16 protein-coding genes are annotated in these 18,638 nt (G+C 47.4%); 14 read left to right on the top strand and 2 right to left on the bottom strand.

Features of this window, described 5'->3' with window-relative positions:
- Positions 1–78: 78 nt before the first annotated feature.
- Positions 79–312, bottom strand: a complete 234-nt coding sequence (locus AR1Y2_RS10715; RefSeq protein ID WP_137328942.1) for a chorion class high-cysteine HCB protein 13 — start codon at positions 310–312, stop codon at positions 79–81.
- Between the two features lie 364 nt (positions 313–676).
- Here AR1Y2_RS10715 and AR1Y2_RS10710 point away from each other — a divergent pair, with 364 nt between their 5' ends.
- From AR1Y2_RS10710 to rhaD, 12 genes are all read left to right on the top strand, one after another.
- Positions 677–4,345: a S8 family serine peptidase gene (locus AR1Y2_RS10710; protein WP_243118730.1), complete on the top strand. Its 3,669-nt coding sequence runs from the start codon at positions 677–679 to the stop codon at positions 4,343–4,345.
- An 87-nt stretch (positions 4,346–4,432) separates the two neighbouring features.
- Positions 4,433–5,248 (top strand): hydroxyethylthiazole kinase, encoded by an 816-nt coding sequence (gene thiM / locus AR1Y2_RS10705; RefSeq protein ID WP_137328940.1) that lies wholly within the window; start codon positions 4,433–4,435, stop codon positions 5,246–5,248.
- A gap of 4 nt (positions 5,249–5,252) precedes the next feature.
- Positions 5,253–5,873: a thiamine phosphate synthase gene (gene thiE / locus AR1Y2_RS10700; protein WP_137330251.1), complete on the top strand. Its 621-nt coding sequence runs from the start codon at positions 5,253–5,255 to the stop codon at positions 5,871–5,873.
- Entirely contained in the window at positions 5,870–6,652 is a 783-nt protein-coding gene (gene thiD / locus AR1Y2_RS10695) for a bifunctional hydroxymethylpyrimidine kinase/phosphomethylpyrimidine kinase (protein WP_137328939.1), read from the top strand. The genes thiE and thiD overlap by 4 nt, the downstream gene beginning before the upstream one ends.
- Before the next feature lie 37 nt (positions 6,653–6,689).
- The gene (locus AR1Y2_RS10690) at positions 6,690–7,670 is read left to right on the top strand and encodes an AraC family transcriptional regulator (protein ID WP_137328938.1); all 981 of its coding nucleotides are present in this window, start codon (positions 6,690–6,692) and stop codon (positions 7,668–7,670) included.
- Between the two features lie 90 nt (positions 7,671–7,760).
- On the top strand, positions 7,761–8,021 hold the full coding sequence (locus AR1Y2_RS10685) for a type II toxin-antitoxin system Phd/YefM family antitoxin (RefSeq protein WP_243118728.1): 261 nt from the start codon (positions 7,761–7,763) through the stop codon (positions 8,019–8,021).
- Positions 8,015–8,287: a Txe/YoeB family addiction module toxin gene (locus AR1Y2_RS10680; protein WP_137328936.1), complete on the top strand. Its 273-nt coding sequence runs from the start codon at positions 8,015–8,017 to the stop codon at positions 8,285–8,287. The genes AR1Y2_RS10685 and AR1Y2_RS10680 overlap by 7 nt, the downstream gene beginning before the upstream one ends.
- A 236-nt stretch (positions 8,288–8,523) precedes the next feature.
- Entirely contained in the window at positions 8,524–10,269 is a 1,746-nt protein-coding gene (locus AR1Y2_RS10675) for a purine-cytosine permease family protein (protein ID WP_137328935.1), read from the top strand.
- Positions 10,232–10,549 (top strand): L-rhamnose mutarotase, encoded by a 318-nt coding sequence (gene rhaM / locus AR1Y2_RS10670; protein ID WP_137328934.1) that lies wholly within the window; start codon positions 10,232–10,234, stop codon positions 10,547–10,549. The genes AR1Y2_RS10675 and rhaM overlap by 38 nt, the downstream gene beginning before the upstream one ends.
- A 15-nt stretch (positions 10,550–10,564) precedes the next feature.
- A complete protein-coding gene (gene rhaB / locus AR1Y2_RS10665) occupies positions 10,565–11,989 on the top strand; it encodes a rhamnulokinase (RefSeq protein WP_137328933.1) in 1,425 nt (474 codons plus the stop codon).
- Complete coding sequence (locus AR1Y2_RS10660; RefSeq protein ID WP_137328932.1) at positions 11,986–13,233, top strand: L-rhamnose isomerase; 1,248 nt, start codon at positions 11,986–11,988, stop codon at positions 13,231–13,233. Before rhaB ends, AR1Y2_RS10660 begins: the two co-directional genes overlap by 4 nt.
- Before the next feature lie 12 nt (positions 13,234–13,245).
- Positions 13,246–14,076: a rhamnulose-1-phosphate aldolase gene (rhaD, locus tag AR1Y2_RS10655; RefSeq protein ID WP_137328931.1), complete on the top strand. Its 831-nt coding sequence runs from the start codon at positions 13,246–13,248 to the stop codon at positions 14,074–14,076.
- A 65-nt stretch (positions 14,077–14,141) separates the two neighbouring features.
- Here the strand turns inward: rhaD and AR1Y2_RS10650 are convergent, their stop codons facing one another.
- Positions 14,142–14,672, bottom strand: coding sequence for an ECF transporter S component (locus AR1Y2_RS10650; RefSeq protein WP_137328930.1), 531 nt, complete (start codon positions 14,670–14,672; stop codon positions 14,142–14,144).
- A gap of 171 nt (positions 14,673–14,843) precedes the next feature.
- On the opposite strand from AR1Y2_RS10650, the gene AR1Y2_RS10645 reads away from it, so the two are divergent.
- Together AR1Y2_RS10645 and AR1Y2_RS10640 are read left to right on the top strand one after the other, a co-directional pair.
- The gene (locus AR1Y2_RS10645) at positions 14,844–17,132 is read left to right on the top strand and encodes a hydratase (protein ID WP_137328929.1); all 2,289 of its coding nucleotides are present in this window, start codon (positions 14,844–14,846) and stop codon (positions 17,130–17,132) included.
- A 12-nt stretch (positions 17,133–17,144) separates the two neighbouring features.
- On the top strand, positions 17,145–18,629 hold the full coding sequence (locus AR1Y2_RS10640; protein ID WP_137328928.1) for a Na+/H+ antiporter NhaC family protein: 1,485 nt from the start codon (positions 17,145–17,147) through the stop codon (positions 18,627–18,629).
- Positions 18,630–18,638: the final 9 nt, after the last annotated feature.

The raw sequence follows: 18,638 nt of genomic DNA, 5'->3' as shown, positions 1-18,638 counted from the left end.
TTGTCCGCTTTTTTTAGAAAAAGAAAGAGAGCAGCAGGTAAATTACCCGCTGCCCTCCTTTTATCAGGACATGTCAGATTAGCATCCGCATCCGCATCCGCTTCCGCTTCCGCCGCCGAATCCACCACCGCAGCAGCACAGCAGGATGATGATCCAAATGATGGAGTCACAACCGCATCCGCAGCCGTCTCCGCCTCCGAATCCACCGTCACCTCCGCAGCAGCATAATAAGAGAATAAGAAGAAGACAGTTGTTTCCTCCGAATCCTGAATTGCATGATGTTCCGCAACCTGTAGCAGCTAAATCACTCATGTTATTTCCTCCTTGATTATATTTACAGTTTATATTATTCGGTCCCTGCCAATGTGTGATGAAAAAATAAAAACTTTTTTATGTCATAGGAAATTGCGAAGGAATTTCCTATGACACAAAAACGCTCCGCGGGGATGCACACAAATGAGCAAGGAAATCATTTGACTACGTCAAATCGCATTTGGCGTGCAAAGTGAACAAGCCCCTCAAAGAGTGAGGGATTGGGGAGATGAAGTGGGATTGCCCACTTTGTCTTGATTGGTAAAAAGTGGTGGTCAAACAATTGTAAGCTATTTGTAACAAATGGAAAGATGTGGTGTGATATACTTAAAAAATGAGAGATCAACAGAGGAAAGGAGAGAGTATGAGAAAGGTTAAAAGGTGGGCTGCATGGATGCTGTCCCTGGCACTTTTATCTACGGCAGCACCGATAACGGCAAAGGCTGCTTCTGATAAGGATCAGGTTACAGACATCAAAAAGCAGCTTTCAGAAAAGAAGAAATCCGGGTATGTAGAAGGGGAGGCGCTGGTTTTGTACCGGACAACCGTGTCAGGGCAGAAGAACAGGTCCGTTCCCTTTTCTTCGGGTATCAAGGTAAAAAAGACATGGAATTTTTCCACGGACTTGAAGGGAAAGACAAGGTCAAAGTCCAAGGATCCTGTGGTTTCCATTGCCAGAGTGTCTTCCGGCAAAAAGACGGAAGAGCTGCTTAGGGACTTGGACAAGAATCCCCAGGTGATTGCGGCACAGCCAAATTATAAGACGAAGATCCTTAGTGGCAGTGATCCCTATTATGATTTCCAGTGGGCCAACAGCAATCAAGGACAGAACAGGGGAACTGCCGGGAAGGATGTGGGCTATGACCAGTTTTACAGCAAGACCTCCAGTTCCGGCGGAAAAGAAACAGTTGTGGCTGTTGTGGACACGGGGATCGACTTAGGGCACGAAGAACTGAAGGGCCGTCTGTGGACCAACAAGTCGCACACATTGAGAGGAAGCCACGGATACGATTTTGAAAACAATGATCCCGACCCTTCCGATGACAACGGACATGGCACCCACTGTGCCGGGATCATCGCAGCGCAGGCGGGAAACGGGAAGGGGATTGCAGGTATCAGCCAGAGCAGTGATATCAAGCTGATGGCACTGAAGGTCTTTGATGAAGACGGCGGCGGTGATCTGTCAAATGTGATCGATGCCTACTATTATATTTACAAACAGCAGCTGGAAGGCGTCAACGTGGCGGCAGTCAACAACTCCTGGGGCACCGATGAGACCGAGTACGCGGAAGTGATGAAGTACGTGATCGACCTGGTCGGAAAGAAAGGAGCGGTTACCGTCTGTGCCGCGGGAAATGAAATGGAGAACAATGACAAGACCCTGACAATTCCGGCTGGCGTAGACAGCGATTATCTGATCTCAGTGGCAGCCACCAACGAAAATGGACAGCTGGCCGCTTATTCTAACTATGGAGCAGAATCCGTACATATGGCGGCGCCGGGCAATGATATTCTGTCTTCCGTTCATGAAGATTGCTTTAATCCCACGATTTACAGTGACGCAGAGAGAAACAGCTTATGCCAGTTCTACAATGGATTTGAAGATGGGAATGTCTCTGGCGTTAAGACAGAGGGTGGCGGGAATACCGGCAAAGGAACGGTGACGGTTTCTGCGGACAGAGATTACTTTGGAAAAGATAAGAAAGGAACATCTGCTAAGATTTCTGTGGAAGGGGCAAAATCCGGAGATATTTATACGGTGTTTCTTCCTTACGACAGCAGTAAAGGAAATACGAATTCTTATTTGAGTACCATGCTGAAAGCGGTGAGTAAGGCAGAGGCGGAGGATGAGACCGGCCTTGTTCTTGTAATGGACTATCAGCTGGACGAAGAGGGGCAGATCAAGGATCCGCTCACACTGGAAGATATCGCAATAAATATGCTGGCAGGGGGAATCCCTATGATATCTATCGGCAGCAAGGCAGATGACTGGACCCATTTTGTCTATTCAGACCGCAGCTCGACAAAGAATGAAAAGCGTGCGCTGGGAATCACCTTGATGGCTTTAAGTGACGGGGATTTCACAATCCATCTGGATGACGCGGCGGTGAGCAAGGCAGGGGTATCCAGTGAAGCGTTCGGCAAATATGACTTTTACAGCGGCACGTCCATGGCTGCGCCTCTTGTGGCCGGGGCGGTGGCCAATGCATCCAAGTATTATAACAGCAGCAATGCCGCGGCCAACCGGGAGACAGTCCTTGGGATGACAAGAACTGAAAACGGCATGCCTTTGATCACCAGAGGGGTATTGGACGGAAGAAAACTGGCTGACGTCAATCCGATTATCACCAAGGCCTTCGTTTCAGGAGGAAGAGTGGTCCTTCAGGGGAAGGGATTCGGAGCTTCAGGCGGCACTGTGTCGGTGAACGGCAATACAGAAAAAGTGTCTAGCTGGAGTGATACAAGGATCGTGATGGATAACAGGAAGCTGGTAAACCGGGTCGGAGAGGTGAAGATAACGACCAGGCAGGGCAAGACCGTTGCTGGGTCATTCTATTTTGTGAAAGGCAAAAGCGGACCCAGACAGGTGTTTACCACAGAAAATATCACAGACGGAGGAGATGTCTTTTCCGACGGTAGTAAGTTTTATTACTTGGACAGGGAGCTGAATCTCTATGTAATGGATGAGGAAGAGCGGGAGTTTTCCAAAATGTCTTCTATGGACATGGAAAAGGCATTCTCAGGCATACAAAAGGGAGAACTGGACCGGGCAAAGTTCGATCTGGATTCCGCGCCTGTTTACTGTGACCAAGCTGTCTATGCCATTGTGGAGGCAGAGCTTGGGTATGAAGTGAAACGGTCCCTGGTGTGCTACTCCTTTAAGACCAAGAAGTGGTCGAGAGTTGACTCTTATCTGTCAAAAGCAGGAGGCTCTAAGGTCCAGGGTTCCTCCCTGGCGGCTTATAACGGCAGGATCTATGTGATCGGCGGACAGAATAAAAAGAATCAATCTCTGGAGAAGAGTGTATACCGCTATGATACAGAGAAAAAGCAGTGGTCGAAAGCTGCGTCACTCCCGGAAGGCCGCTGCGAGAGTGCTGCAGTCCAGTCTGGCAGCCAGCTGCTCCTCACTTTAGGCAGCATCGGAAAGAAAGGGCAGATTCCTAAGAACCTTGTCTACAGCGACAGAACTAACCGGTGGATAAAAAAGTCGGCTTCTCTGACGCCGAGGAATATAAATGAGGAAACGTTCTCTGCCTGTGTCGGGGTATGTAAGGATGGAATTGCTTATGTAGGACTGGACACGGACGGTTACGGCAATGTATTCCGTTATTCCATTTCCAAAGATCGGTTTGAGGCTATGGATTACACCGCATCCTTTGACGAGGAGATAATCGGGACCACAGCAGGTTCAAGATTTCTTTTAATGCCGCTTGCCCAGCAGTATGACTTTGATCTCAAGCATCTGGGCAAGGGGAAAAAGACAGTTCAGTCCAAGGCACAAGATGACGGAGACGATGATGAGTTTGAGGACAGCAGCCCTGTGTATTCCTACTCTGTGCCCTCCGGCCTTGTGAAAGTCACAGCCAAGGCAAAGCATGGAACGATCACGGGCAGAGGATCTTATCTGCCTGGGCAGAAGGTGACGGTAAAGCCTAAGGCGGCAAAATATTATTGTTTTAAGCCTTCTACCATGAAAGCGGCAGGTAAAAAGATCAAAGGCAGCAGTCATTCTTTCCGCGTCACGGCAGCTACTACGGTTTCAGCCGTGTTCAAGAAGACCGTTGTAAAGTTAAATAAGAAGAAACTTACTTTAAGAGCTGGCAATAAATATAAGCTGAAGGCCAAGGTCAAGACTGTGGGAAAGAAAAAGTCTGTCACATGGAAATCCAGCAAGAGCAAGTATGCATCTGTCTCAAAACAAGGAGTTGTCAAGACAAAGAAAGCAGGGAAGGGAAAGACTGTTACGATTTATGCCTATGCAAAGGACGGCTCCAGATCCAAAGCCAAAATTAAGATAAAGATCCGCTAGATGGATCGGCAAAAAGAAATCCCTGTGTTTCTGAAGTATGGTATAATTAGAAACGCAGGGATTTTTAAAGTTTCCAGGAGGTTTTGTATGTATCGGACAATCTTACATAATGTAAAACAAAATCCATCCCTTGTCCATTGCATGACCAATTATGTGACGGTCAATGATGTGGCGAATATGGTTCTGGCATCAGGAGCATCACCGATCATGGCGGATGACAAGAGTGAGGTAGAAGAGATCACGAGTATCTGTACATCGCTGGTGATCAACATAGGAACATTAAATGCCAGGACCATAGAGGCTATGGTGCTGGCAGGAAAAAGGGCCAATCTGCTGGGGCATCCGGTGATCTTTGATCCGGTGGGCGCCGGTGCGTCAAGTTTAAGAACTGAGACGGCAAAGAGGCTTCTTGACGAAGTGAAATTTTCTGTCATACGGGGGAATGTTTCTGAGATCAAGACAGTGTATGCAGGAAGCGGAGCCACCATGGGAGTGGATGCCAATGTAGCCGATGCGGTGACAGAGGAGAATATAGGGGAAATGATCCGGATGGCACAGGATCTTTCTGTGCGGACCGGTGCGGTGATTGCCATCACTGGAGCCATCGACATTGTCACGGATGAGAGCAGGGCTTATATTATAAGAAACGGAGATCCGATGATGGCGAGGATCACCGGGACCGGATGTATGCTGGACGGTATCATCGCAGGGTTTGTGGGATCCAACAAGGACCATGTACTGGAGGCGGCAGCCGTTGCGGTATGTGCTATGGGATACTGTGGGGAGAACGCAAAAAGAAAATGCAGAGGTACATCTTCCCTTAGGATGCATCTCATTGATGAAATGAGTTGTCTTAAGGCCGAAGAGCTGGAAAGGGGCGCAAAAGTTGAAAGTAGAATCTAAGGCAATGACCCTGTATGCGGTGACGGATGCAGCATGGGTGGGAAAACAGACATTGATGGAGCAGGTAAAAGATGCGCTGGACGGAGGCATCACGTTTCTGCAGCTGCGGGAAAAGAATTTAGACCGTGATGCATTTTTAAAGGAGGCCAGGGAGATGGCTGAACTTTCACAGCAGTACCATGTACCTTTTGTCGTCAATGATGAGGTGGAGATTGCCTTGGAGTGCGGCGCCGACGGAGTACATGTGGGACAGGATGACATGGCATGCCAAAATGCCAGAAAACTCCTGGGCCCGGACAAGATCATCGGAGTGTCCGTACATAACGTGGAAGAGGCATTAAAGGCCCAGGCTGACGGAGCGGATTATCTTGGCCTTGGGGCTGTAAAGGCCACCCCCACAAAGACGGATGCCAAGGTTGTGGAGTTTGAGGAAATTCAAAGAGTGTGTAATGCAGTGTCCATACCGGTGGTCGCCATCGGAGGGATTAAAAAAGACAACCTGATGGAGCTTCAGGGCAGCCACGTGGACGGTATTGCCGTTGTCTCTGCCATTTTTGGCGCTGAAGATATCAGGCAGGAGACAAAGGAGTTACGAAAGAAAGCAGAGGAGATGAAACGAAGATGAAGACTGTATTAACCATTGCTGGATCTGACTGCAGCGGCGGCGCAGGAATCCAGGCTGATCTAAAGACTATGGCGGCCCATGGAGTTTATGGAATGTCAGCCATAGCGGCGCTGACCGCGCAAAACACTACTAAAGTTGCAGGAATCTATAATGTTTCAAAAGTATTTCTGGAGCAGCAGATGGACTGTATATTTACAGATATTTTCCCGGATGCAGTTAAGATCGGAATGTTATCGGAAAAGGAACTGATCCAGGCAGCTGCCGAAAAGCTGAAGGAATATGGAGCAAAGAACATTGTACTGGATCCGGTTATGGTGTCTACCAGCGGAAGCCGGCTGCTCAGTGAAGATGCCATCGGCGCATTGAAAGAAACTTTGTTCCCTCTGGCGGATATCATCACACCAAATGTGCCGGAGGCGGAGGTGCTTTCCGGAGTGCGCATCCAAACAAAAGAGGATATGCAGGAGGCAGCTGCAAAGATCGGGGAATACTTTGACGGAGCGATCCTGATGAAGGGAGGGCATTCGGTGGAGGATGCCAACGATTACCTGTTCTGTCATGGCAGGATGAAGATGTTCCGTGGTACAAGAGTGGATAATCAAAATACCCATGGGACAGGCTGTACTTTATCATCTGCCATTGCATCCAACCTGGCCATGGGATGTGATATGGAGACAAGCGTTCAGAATGCAAAAGAATATATTACCGGCGCTTTGCTTGACGGACTGGATTTGGGAAAGGGCAGTGGTCCTTTAAACCATATGTACCGTCTGAAATAAAAGAGACGCCGGTCCAGTTAGAAAGAGGGTGTTTTTTGTGAGGGAAAGCCTGATCAGCCAGTTGGAAGTCATAACAGAAGAAGAACAGAAGATCCTGGACGGGAGAAATGTAAGCAGAACTTTATATACCACAAAAAAGACGTTTGAAGTGGAAGCCGAAAAACTTCTGAGGGACGGGCGTCTGATCCAGGTGAGGACACACACAAGATTTATTGATTTTCCGGAGCATAATCATAATTATATAGAGATGATGTATGTCTGCCAGGGAAAGATCACCCATTTTATCGGCGGTAAGGAAGTGGTCATGGAGGAGGGAGATTTTCTCATCCTGAACCAACATGTCCGCCACAGCATCTGTTGCGCATCCAGGGAGGATCTGGGGATCAACTTTATCGCTCTGCCGGAGTTTTTTGATATTCCGCTGCAGATGCTCCAGGGAAATAATGTGTTAGCTGATTTTCTGGTGGATACGCTCAGACAAAATTCCTTTTCTGAAAAATATCTGCTGTTTAAGCTTTCCGGTATCTTAGAGATTGAGAATCTTATGGAGAACATCGTCTATTCCTTAAAAAACCTGGGCAAAAATGAAGAAAAGATCAACCAGCTGTCTATGGGGCTTGTGTTCCTTCATATACTAAACCATATAGACAAGCTGGACTATACTTCTCCCCAGAATTACAAGGAGATCGTACTCCAGACAACACTGAGTTATATAGACCAGCATTACAAGGAGGCGAATCTTTCTAAGCTTTCAGAGGATTTGAACCAGTCCCTGTCTGTGCTGAGCCGGATGATCAAACAAAATTTCGGACACACGTTCCAGGAACTGGTGCAGAGAAAGAAGTTCCAGAAAGCCATGACACTGTTGTCCGAGACAAATCTGTCCATCGCAGATATTGTGGCGGCTGTCGGTTATGAGAACAGCAGCTATTTTTACAGGAAGTTTAAAGAAAAATATCATATGTCCCCCAGAGAATACCGCCTGACTCACCGAAACGGGGATCAAATACGTATATAAAAGATAATAATAAAGTATAGTTATTTATATTTGACGTACGCCAAAACGTACGCTATAATATATTTAAGTAGATGAAAGAGGGAAGGAGGGATGATGATGAGTGTTGTAAATGTCACGAATGCAAGACGAGATATCTATAATCTTTTAGAGAAAGTGAATAACGGAAGCGAGCCTGTAACGATTGTAAATAGCAAAGGACAAAATGCAGTTTTAGTTGGCGAGCAAGATTGGAAAGCGATTGAAGAAACACTTTATTTGAATAACATACCAGGGATGAGAGAACATCTGCAAGTTGGAATGAAGACTCCTATTGAAGATTGTGAAGAATATAAGGAGGATGAAGAGTGGTAAAATACAAAATTGTATTTACAAAGCAAGCCTCTAAAGAAAAGAAGTTGATAAAACAGGCGGGCTTAGAAAAAAAGGCCAGACAATTACTCACAATTATTTCTTTGGATCCATTTCAGAATCCGCCTCCGTATGAAAAACTTGTAGGGAATTTCGATGGCTTGATTTCCCGGCGTATTAATATAAAACATCGTCTTGTATATCAAGTTTATGAAGAGGAACAGACGATAAAAATTTTAAGTCTCTGGTCGCATTATGAGCGGTTATAAGAAAAAGAGCATTGAAATATTCCGAATACAAACAAATGTGTTCGGGATATTTTTTTTGTTCCATAGGAAAGTTTTTTGTATCTCTCTATGGAACCAAAAAGCCCTGCGGGTACTATGCTCCTGTACAGTCAAATAAAGACACCTTTTTCGTCAAACCACGTCCTAACTTTTGGGCGTGGTTTTTCTTATACTTAATGTATCGAAGGAAAGAACGAAATCAAAAGGAGGAGAAACATATGAACGCAGAGTATCGAAGGAAGGCATCGGCTGTCCCGCCGGAAGACCGGCCCATTTCCAAAAAGAACATTTCCGGACTTGGGAATTTCTTTGGGATTTATGGCGGAGAACACATCGCGGCTACAGAGTTTGTCATCGGCGCTACACTGGTGACCTGGGGTGTCAAGGCCACAGACATTTTTATCGGACTGTTTATCGGCAACATTCTGGCAACGCTGACATACGCACTGATCTGTGCACCGATTGGGACTGACACAAGAGTTACCCTATATTCTTACTTAAAAAAGGTCATGGGACCTTACATGCAGAAGGTTTACAACTTTGTCTGGGGGCTGGCATCCATTGCCATGGCAGCATCCATGCTGACCGTATCGGCCTCAGCAGTGAGAGAAATCTTTGGGATCAGACTGCAGACTCAGTGGTATCCGACGGATATCAAATTTATTCTGGTGGTCATTGTGCTGGGTATCATTGTAACTTTAGTGGCGGCAAATGGATTTGAGGCGGTGGCCAAATTCTCATCCGTCTGTGTGCCGTGGATGATCATTATTTTTGCAGCAGGAGTCTTCGTGGTTGTCCCTGAACTGATCAAGGTAACCAACGGGGCGCCGGTACATAGTTTTGCCGACTTTATGAATCTTCTAAACACCAGTGTGTGGAACGGGGCAGTCATTCCGGGAGGACAGAAGCTGGGTATCATCCATGTCATTGGATTTGCCTGGATGTGCAATCTGGCTTACCATGGCGGACTGAACGATATGGCATTGTTCCGCTACGCAAAGACTCCAAAATACGGATTTATTACCTCTTACGGAATGTTTATAGGACATTTTTTTGCATGGGGAAGTGCGGGAATCATGGGAGCAACAGCTTCTGTCATATTGAACAAATCTCTGCTTATCCTGGATTCAGGAGCCATCACAGGAGCCGTTTTGGGGGCAACCGGCCTGCTGGCAGTCATTGTGGCAGGGTGGACCACTGCCAATCCGAATATTTATCGTGCAAGTCTCGCATTTGAAACTATATTTAACAAGATACCACTGAAAAAGCTCACCTATGTGATCGGCGCAGTTATGACCTTTGCGGCATGCTTCCCGATTACCATGAACATTATGGCGATTGTCAACATCATTGTGCTTGTGATTCCGGCCATCGGGGCAGTGATTTTTACGGAACACTGGATCCTTCCGAAACTGGGCGGCACCAGATACTGGGCTACATTTAAAGGATGGAAGATTAATTATGCAGGTCTCTTTGCATGGCTGATCTCACTGGTATTTGTGGTGGTGATGACCTTGACCGGAGTGATCCACTCTTATCTTTTATTCCTGCCCACGTATCTTCTTGCCATGGTAAGTTATATCATTCTGGCCTGTTCCATGGGAGCCAGGGAGGACTATACGGCCCAGAAGGAAGAAGACCAGAAGGTGCGGGCGGCACTTGAGGAATTAATGGAAGAGGAAGATGAAAATATCATCGAATATGTGCCGAAGAAACCTGAATTCCAGAAAGCGGCAGCGCTCCTGTCCTATGCAGTTTTAGCTGCTCTGGCAGCTGTGACAGTTTTGGTATTCGCAGGAGGCATCGGTGTGGAAACATGGAAAACAATCTCTTTTCCGATCACGGTCTGCTACTTTGTACTGGGAGGCATTGCCACCTATCTGAAGTATGGATTAACGGAAGCCAAAGAACAGCAGGAGGTAAAGAATGAAACAATACAAAGGATTCAAAATGAAGCTCTATGAAGGGCAGGCAGAAGAATATGAAAAAAGACACAACCAGCTGTGGCCGGAGATGAAGGATATGATCAATGAATATGGCGGAAGCAATTATTCTATCTATCTGGATCCGGAAACCAATGTTTTGTATGGATACATAGAAATCGAAGATGAAGAGAAATGGAACCAGGGGGCAGATACGCAGATCAACCGAAAATGGTGGGATTTTATGGCTGACATCATGGAGACGAATCCGGACAACAGCCCGGTCAGCCAAGACCTTCAGCTGGTATTCCATTTAGACTGATCAGGAGGCAGAAAAATGAAAAAATATTTTTTGGCAGTGGACATCGGAGCTTCCAGCGGAAGGCATATCTTAGGCACTCTGGAAAACGGAAAGCTGAAGCTTGACGAGATCTACCGGTTTCCAAACAGTATGGAGAACGAGGACGGCTCCCTGTGCTGGAACACAGACGCTCTGTTTTACGAGATCAAGCAGGGGCTTAAAAAATGCAGGGATCTGGGGAAAATTCCTGTCTGTATGGGAATCGACACCTGGGCAGTGGATTACGTTTTACTGGATGAAAATGACTGTCCTATAGGAAAGTCTTACGGGTACCGTGACAGCAGGACGCAGGGAATGGATACAAAAGTATATGAGGAGATCTCTCTTAAGGAGCTGTATGAGAGAACCGGGATACAGAAGCAGATCTTTAATACAATTTACCAGCTGACAGCGGACAGGGAGAAGGAACCAAAACGTCTTGATCAGGCCAAAAGCCTTCTTATGATCCCGGACTACTTTAACTTTCTTCTGACAGGAGTCAAGAAGACGGAGTACACCAATGCCACCACAACGCAACTGGTGGATCCGGAGACAAAGGATTGGGATTATCCTTTGATAAAGCGTCTCGGTTTTCCTGAAGAGATCTTTCAGGAAATAGCGGTTCCCGGAACTTTTGTCGGAAACTTCACTGAGGAGATCCAGAAGGACATCGGATTCAACTGCCAGGTGGTGCTTCCGGCAACCCATGATACTGGGTCTGCAGTGGCAGCCATACCAACGGAAGATGAACAGGCTTTATATATCAGCTCTGGCACATGGTCCCTGATGGGAACCGAGCTTACAAAAGCGGACTGTTCCATGGAAAGTATGAAGGCCAACCTGACCAATGAGGGAGGCGTGGATTACCGGTTCCGTTATTTGAAAAATATCATGGGACTGTGGATGATACAGTCTGTAAAGAAGGAGTTTGACACGGAATATTCATTTTCCTATCTCTGTGAGATGGCATCTAAGCAGACGATCCCATCCATTGTGGACTGCAACAATGAGTCATTTCTGGCACCGGACAGCATGATAGCGGCGGTAAAAGATTACTGCCAAAAGACCTCACAGCAGGTGCCGAAGAGCGAGTGGGAGACAGCGGCAGTGATCTATCACAGTCTGGCAGAATGTTATGCAAAGACCATCAGGGAGATCGAGAGCCTGACAGGTAAAACGTATGAAAAGATTTATGTAGTGGGCGGAGGCGCAAACGCCGGATACCTCAATGAGCTGACAGCAAAATATACCGGGTGTACCGTATATGCAGGACCGTCAGAGGCAACAGCCATAGGAAGCCTGCTCTTACAGATGAGATACGCCGGATGTTTTAAGGATTTGAAAGAAGCAAGAAACTGTGTGGCGCAGTCATTTGAAATAGAAATTTATAAACCGGAAAATATAGGAGGAAAAGCATCATGACAGTAGAAGAAAGATATGAGGCGGCAAAAGAAAGCTATAGAAACATCGGGGTGGACACAGATCAGGTACTGGAAAATTTAAAAAATGTACCGATCTCTATGCACTGCTGGCAGGGAGACGATGTGGCCGGTTTTGAAGGAGAGGGAGCGTTATCCGGAGGGATTCAGGCTACGGGAAACTATCCGGGAAAAGCGAGGACACCAAAAGAGCTGATGGAAGACATTGACAAGGCGATGAGCCTGATTCCGGGAAAACACAGGCTGAACCTGCACGCCAGCTACGCTGTGTTTGAAGATGGATTTGTGGACAGGGATGCCCTGGAACCGAAGCACTTTAAAAAATGGGTGGAATTTGCAAAGAAAAGAGGCCTGGGCCTGGATTTTAACCCTACTTATTTTTCTCATCCAAAAGCGGAGGAAGCGACTCTTTCCAGTGAAAATGAAGAGATCAGGCAGTTCTGGATCCGTCACGGCCAGGCATGCTTAAGGATCTCCGAATATTTTGCAGAGGAGCTTGGAACTCCCTGCACAATGAACATCTGGATCCCTGACGGCTTTAAGGACATTCCCTCAGACAGAAAGGCACCCAGAGCAAGGCTGAAGGACTCCCTGGACCAGATCCTGGCGGCAGGCTATGACAAGGAAAAAGTCAATGTGGCAGTGGAATCCAAGGTGTTTGGCATCGGCATGGAAAGTTATACCGTAGGCTCCCATGAGTTTTATATGAACTATGCGGCTAAGAATGATATCCTCTGCCTGCTGGACAACGGACATTACCATCCTACAGAGGTAGTCTCTGACAAGATCTCATCCATGCTTCTGTTTTCAGACAAGGTGGCTCTTCATGTAACCAGGCCGGTGCGCTGGGACAGCGATCATGTGGTTCTTCTGGATGATGAGACAAAAGAGATTGCAAAGGAGATCGTTATGAGCGGGACAGAGCATGTGCTCCTTGCGCTGGACTTCTTTGATGCCAGTATCAACCGTATCTCAGCCTGGGTGGTCGGCATGAGAAACATGCAGAAAGCCCTGCTCACAGCCATGCTGAGACCTAATGAGAAGCTTAAGGGGCTGCAGGAGAACAGGGAATTCACGGAGCTTATGGTGATGCAGGAGGAATTGAAGCTGTATCCGGCGGGGGACGTATGGAATTATTTCTGTGAGATCAACGGGGTACCTGCAAAAGAGGACTGGTTTCAGGAAGTAAAAGCTTACGAAAACAATATCCTGTTAAAGCGCGATTAGAGGAGGCAGAACATGAACGTATTGGGAGCAGAATTTATCAAAGGATTTATCAGAATGTGCACAGACGGCTTTGCGCAGGGGTGGCACGAGAGGAACGGCGGAAATGCAACCTACCGTATGAAGCCGGAGGAAGTTGCTAAGATCAGGGAGGCATTTAGCCTGGAACGGGAGTTCACTCCGATCGGAACAGAAGTTCCGGGACTGGCCGGTGAGTATTTTTTGGTGACGGGTTCCGGCAAATACTTCCGCAATGTGGAGCTTAAGCCGGAGACAAACATCGCTGTCATCGAGATCGACAGCAGGGGAGAGAATTATCGGATCGTTTGGGGACTGGAAGGAGGCGGAGTGCCCACCAGTGAACTGCCTTCCCATTTGATGAACCACGAGGTGAAAAAAGAAGCTACAGGCGGAGCCCACAGGGTGATCTATCATTCCCACACACCTAATGTGATTGCACTGACCTTTATCCTCCCCATTGATGACAAGGTATTTACAAGAGAACTGTGGGAAATGATGACCGAGTGTCCGGTTATATTTCCAGATGGGATCGGAACTGTTGGATGGATGGTTCCGGGAGGAAGAGAGATTGCGGTGGAATCCAGCAGGCTGATGAATAAGTACAACGCTATCATATGGGCTCATCACGGCATCTTTTGTTCCGGAGAGGATTTTGACAACACCTTCGGTCTGATGCACACCGTGGAAAAGGCAGCAGAGATTCTCATAAAAGTGCTGTCTGTAAGACCTGATAAGCTTAAGACCATCACACCGCAGAATTTCAGGGATCTGGGTGAAGCATTTCAGGTAAACCTGCCAGAGGAATTTTTATACGATAAGAAATAAGAATACAGAACATAAAAGAACTGCTGCCCCGGGGAGTAATATCCAAGGGCAGCAGTTCTTTTAGACTACTCGTGGTTCATGCACAATTTCGCTTTTTTAATATCCGGAACTGCCGTCAGGATTGGCAGCAGAATGGCTGCCACAATCAGGCCGGAACAGCCCTGGATGGCATTGGAAGGCACGCTTAAAAGTGCTGGTCCGATTCCCTCCGTAATATAGGAGTGGAGGAAGTATCCTGCCACCACAAATAAGATGTCAGCCAGTCCGCACGGGATCATGGCGATCAGTTCTTTCACTCCGTGACTGGTGAGGGCTTTATACAGTACGGCTGCACAGAGCGCCACCATGAACTTTACAATGAAGGTAGTCGGCGCATAGTAAGCATAGCCTGAAAAGATATCCGCAAAGGCAGAGCCGATACCGGCGGCCAGAGAGCCGTACTTCTTTCCCAAGATAACACCGCTTAAGATGACAAAGGCATCACCCAGATGAATATAGCCGTGGGTGGCAGGGGTTGGGATCTGGATGACCATGGTCCCCACACAGCACAAAGCCGTGAAAAGAGCGGTATATACAAGTTTTTTCGTTTGATTCATAACGATCATTCCTCCTCAATTAAGATTGCTCAAATCCGTTTCATTTATCTTAATAAAAAAGTGGCATTGATGAAAATGCCAGATATAAAGTTTTTAATGGTGCCAGCTTATTTTTCTTTCCTAAAACAGCATCTTATGATATAATCTCCTAAAAAGATTCAGGAGGAAAGTATGATTAATTTGTATGAAAAAGGTGCATTTTTAGTAGACGGCACCGAACTTGTAGATGAAAAAAACGCAGAACGATTAAACCAGCTTGTTGGGTCTGTCCCGACAAAAGAAGAAGCGAAACAAAACACCATCGCATATGGAATTCTTAACGATCATAACACGTCCGGCAGCATGGACAAGCTGATGATTAAATTTGATACATTGACATCCCATGACATTACTTTTGTGGGGATTATCCAGACCGCAAGAGCGTCAGGGATTGAAAAGTTCCCGGTCCCTTATGTGCTCACAAACTGCCATAACAGCCTCTGTGCCGTTGGCGGAACGATCAATGAGGATGACCACATGTTCGGCCTGACTGCCGCAAAGCGCTACGGCGGCATGTATGTACCTCCTCATCAGGCAGTCATTCATCAGTTTGCAAGAGAAATGCTCGCAGGCGGAGGAAAGATGATCCTTGGTTCTGACAGCCATACAAGATATGGTGCACTGGGAACCATGGCTATGGGTGAAGGCGGGCCGGAACTTGTAAAGCAGCTGCTGAACCGTACTTATGATATTAACATGCCTTCCGTTGTCGGTGTTTATCTCACCGGAAAACCTGAAAAAGGGGTAGGGCCTCAGGATGTGGCTCTGGCCATCATCGGCGCCGTATTTGAGTGCGGATATGTGAACAACAAGGTAATGGAATTTGTAGGGCCTGGTGTGGCAAACCTGTCAGCGGATTTCAGGATCGGCATTGACGTTATGACCACAGAGACAACCTGTCTTTCTTCTATATGGAAGACAGATGATACCATCAAGGAATTTTATGAGATCCACGGCAGGGAAAAGGACTACAAAGAATTAAATCCTGGAGCCGTTGCATACTACGACGGAATGGTGGAAGTGGATTTATCCAAGATCAAACCGATGATCGCCATGCCATTCCATCCGAGCAATACGTATACAATTGATGAAGTCAATGCAAACTTAAGTGATGTATTGGCAGAAGTGGAAAAACGCGCCATGGTAAGCCTAGATGGAGCTGTAGATTACTCGCTTCAGGATAAGATCAAAGACGGAAAACTGTATGTAGATCAGGGAATCATCGCGGGATGTGCCGGCGGCGGATATGAGAATATCTGTGAGGCAGCTCATATCTTAAAGGGAGCCAGCATCGGTTCTGATGAGTTTACCCTGAGTGTTTACCCTGCAAGTACGCCGGTCTTCATGGAGCTTGTAAAGAACGGAGCGGTGGCGGATCTCATGGCCACAGGAGCCGTTGTAAAAACAGCCTTCTGCGGACCGTGCTTTGGAGCCGGAGACACACCTGCCAACAATGCGTTTAGTATCCGTCACTCTACAAGGAACTTCCCGAACAGAGAGGGCTCCAAGTTACAGAGCGGGCAGATCGCATCCGTGGCACTGATGGATGCTAGATCCATCGCAGCCACTGCGGCAAACAAGGGATACCTGACTCCAGCCACAGATCTGGATTCTGATTTTAATGTACCAAAGTACTTCTTTGACAAAACAATTTATGAGAACCGTGTGTTTGACAGCAAGGGTGTGGCGGATACTTCCGTGGAAGTACAGTTCGGACCCAATATAAAGGATTGGCCTAAGATGTCTGCACTCCCTGAGAATCTCTTATTAAAGGTTGTGTCTGAGATCCACGATCCAGTCACCACAACCGATGAGCTGATCCCGTCAGGGGAGACTTCTTCCTACCGCTCTAATCCTCTTGGGCTGGCAGAGTTTACGCTGTCCAGAAAAGATCCTGCATATGTGGGACTTGCAAAGGAGATTCAGAAAGGCCAGAAAGCCATTGAGGCGGGAACCTGTCCTCTGGATGTAGTAGAAGAATTAAAGCCTGTCATGGAGGCTGTCAATAAAAAGTATCCGGGAACCGGAGAAGGCAATCTTGGGATCGGAAGTACCATCTTCGCAGTGAAGCCGGGTGACGGCTCTGCCAGAGAACAGGCGGCATCCTGCCAGAAGGTATTGGGCGGATGGGCAAACATTGCCAACGGATATGCTACTAAGCGCTACCGCTCTAATCTGATCAACTGGGGAATGCTTCCGCTGACAATCGAAGAAGGAGCGCTACCGTTTAAGAACAAGGACTACTTATTCCTGCCGGGTATCAGAGAGGCAGTGGAGAAGAAAGCAGGCAAGATCCAGGCCTTTGTTGTGAAGGACGGGGAGCTTCTTGAATTTGAGCTGTCCTTGGGAGAACTTACAGATGATGAGAGAGAGATCATCCTGAAGGGATGCCTGATCAATTACTATAAAGAGGAGAACTAAGGAGCAGCATAAATGGTCGGAACTATTTGGGCGCTGGTACCGCCCATCATTGCCATTGGACTGGCATTGATCACAAAAGAGGTTTATCTTTCCCTGATGGTGGGGATTGCTTCCGGGGCTTTGATGTTTGAACACTTCAACCCCGTGGAAGCAATGAATACCATATTTGAAATTATGACTGGAAAAATCGGGGGCAACTGTGACATCCTGATTTTTCTTGTGATGCTGGGTATTTTAGTAGCCCTGATCACCAAATCCGGGGCCTCAAGGGCCTATGGAAAATGGGCATTAAAGGCAATTAAGTCAAAGAGACAGGCCATGTTTGCCACGTCTCTTCTTGGAACTGTGATCTTCGTGGACGATTATTTCAACTGTCTGACGGTTGGAACCGTCATGAAGCCAATCACAGACAAATATAAGGTCACGAGGGCCAAGCTTGCGTATGTGATCGACGCCACCGCAGCGCCGATCTGTATCATTGCCCCGATCTCCAGCTGGGCTGCGGCTGTGGGCTCCTCGCTTCCAGAGGGAAGTAAGATTGACGGATTCTCTTTGTTTGTCAGGGCTATCCCGTTTAATTATTATGCTCTCCTGACTTTGGTGTTCCTCATCTTTCTGATCATCATCAACGTGGATTTTTCCAAGATGAAACAGTATGAGGAGGAAAAGGGGAACGAGACCCATGACCAGAAGCATGACGCGGATGTGCCTGTGGTGGGAAGAGGACAGGTAAAGGATCTGATCCTGCCCATCGTATTCCTGATCGCTTCCTGCATCGGATTTATGCTTTATACAGGCGGATTTTTTGGCGGCAAAGATATCATATCGGCCCTATCCGGCTGTAACAGCGGAAGAAGCCTTGTACTCGGGTCTTTTTCCACCCTGATCTTTACGTTCCTTCTGTATATACCGAGAAAGGTCGTGGCATTTGTGGACTTTTGCGGAAGCTTCAGCCAGGGATTTAAGTCTATGACTTCTGCCATTATGATTCTGTGCCTGGCATGGACACTTTCCGGCATCTGCGGAGATGAATACTTAAGGATCGGCCAGTTCGTCAGCGGAGTTATAAGCGGAAATACATCTGCCACCGCAGTTTTGCCAGCCCTGTTTTTCCTGGCGGCACTGGGGCTTTCTTTTGCCACAGGAACTTCATGGGGGACCTTCGGGATCTTGATCCCCATCTCCGTAGCGGTCATGGGCAGCGATATTTCTATGCTGACCTTATTGGTTGGATCGATCCTTTCAGGGGCTGTATGCGGAGATCATATTTCCCCGATCTCTGATACGACCATTCTGGCCTCTGCGGGGGCCGGATGCCGCCATATAGACCATGTGGCGACACAGATGCCCTACGCGTTTATCGTTGCGGGGTGTGCGGTGATCGGATATCTGACAGCCGGAGCTTTGGGAAATGGATTTTTAGGTCTGGCCATCGCGGCCGGGGCACTGGCTGTTGCCATGGCTTGGATTGTCTGGAATGTAAAAAAGAAGGCTTAGAGGTGATGT

The sequence above is a fragment of the Anaerostipes rhamnosivorans genome (assembly GCF_005280655.1).
GTDB lineage: Bacteria > Bacillota > Clostridia > Lachnospirales > Lachnospiraceae > Anaerostipes > Anaerostipes rhamnosivorans.
This window is presented reverse-complemented; position numbering and strand designations above follow the sequence as displayed.

Bases quoted from the DNA above. Each gene is read 5' to 3' on its own strand.
- AR1Y2_RS10715 (WP_137328942.1), bottom strand. From the start codon at position 312: ATGAGTGATTTAGCTGCTACAGGTTGCGGAACATCATGCAATTCAGGA.
- AR1Y2_RS10710 (WP_243118730.1), top strand. From the start codon at position 677: ATGAGAAAGGTTAAAAGGTGGGCTGCATGGATGCTGTCCCTGGCACTT.
- thiM (WP_137328940.1), top strand. From the start codon at position 4,433: ATGTATCGGACAATCTTACATAATGTAAAACAAAATCCATCCCTTGTC.
- thiE (WP_137330251.1), top strand. From the start codon at position 5,253: ATGACCCTGTATGCGGTGACGGATGCAGCATGGGTGGGAAAACAGACA.
- thiD (WP_137328939.1), top strand. From the start codon at position 5,870: ATGAAGACTGTATTAACCATTGCTGGATCTGACTGCAGCGGCGGCGCA.
- AR1Y2_RS10685 (WP_243118728.1), top strand. From the start codon at position 7,761: ATGATGATGAGTGTTGTAAATGTCACGAATGCAAGACGAGATATCTAT.
- AR1Y2_RS10675 (WP_137328935.1), top strand. From the start codon at position 8,524: ATGAACGCAGAGTATCGAAGGAAGGCATCGGCTGTCCCGCCGGAAGAC.
- rhaM (WP_137328934.1), top strand. From the start codon at position 10,232: ATGAAACAATACAAAGGATTCAAAATGAAGCTCTATGAAGGGCAGGCA.
- rhaB (WP_137328933.1), top strand. From the start codon at position 10,565: ATGAAAAAATATTTTTTGGCAGTGGACATCGGAGCTTCCAGCGGAAGG.
- AR1Y2_RS10660 (WP_137328932.1), top strand. From the start codon at position 11,986: ATGACAGTAGAAGAAAGATATGAGGCGGCAAAAGAAAGCTATAGAAAC.
- rhaD (WP_137328931.1), top strand. From the start codon at position 13,246: ATGAACGTATTGGGAGCAGAATTTATCAAAGGATTTATCAGAATGTGC.
- AR1Y2_RS10650 (WP_137328930.1), bottom strand. From the start codon at position 14,672: ATGAATCAAACGAAAAAACTTGTATATACCGCTCTTTTCACGGCTTTG.
- AR1Y2_RS10645 (WP_137328929.1), top strand. From the start codon at position 14,844: ATGATTAATTTGTATGAAAAAGGTGCATTTTTAGTAGACGGCACCGAA.
- AR1Y2_RS10640 (WP_137328928.1), top strand. From the start codon at position 17,145: ATGGTCGGAACTATTTGGGCGCTGGTACCGCCCATCATTGCCATTGGA.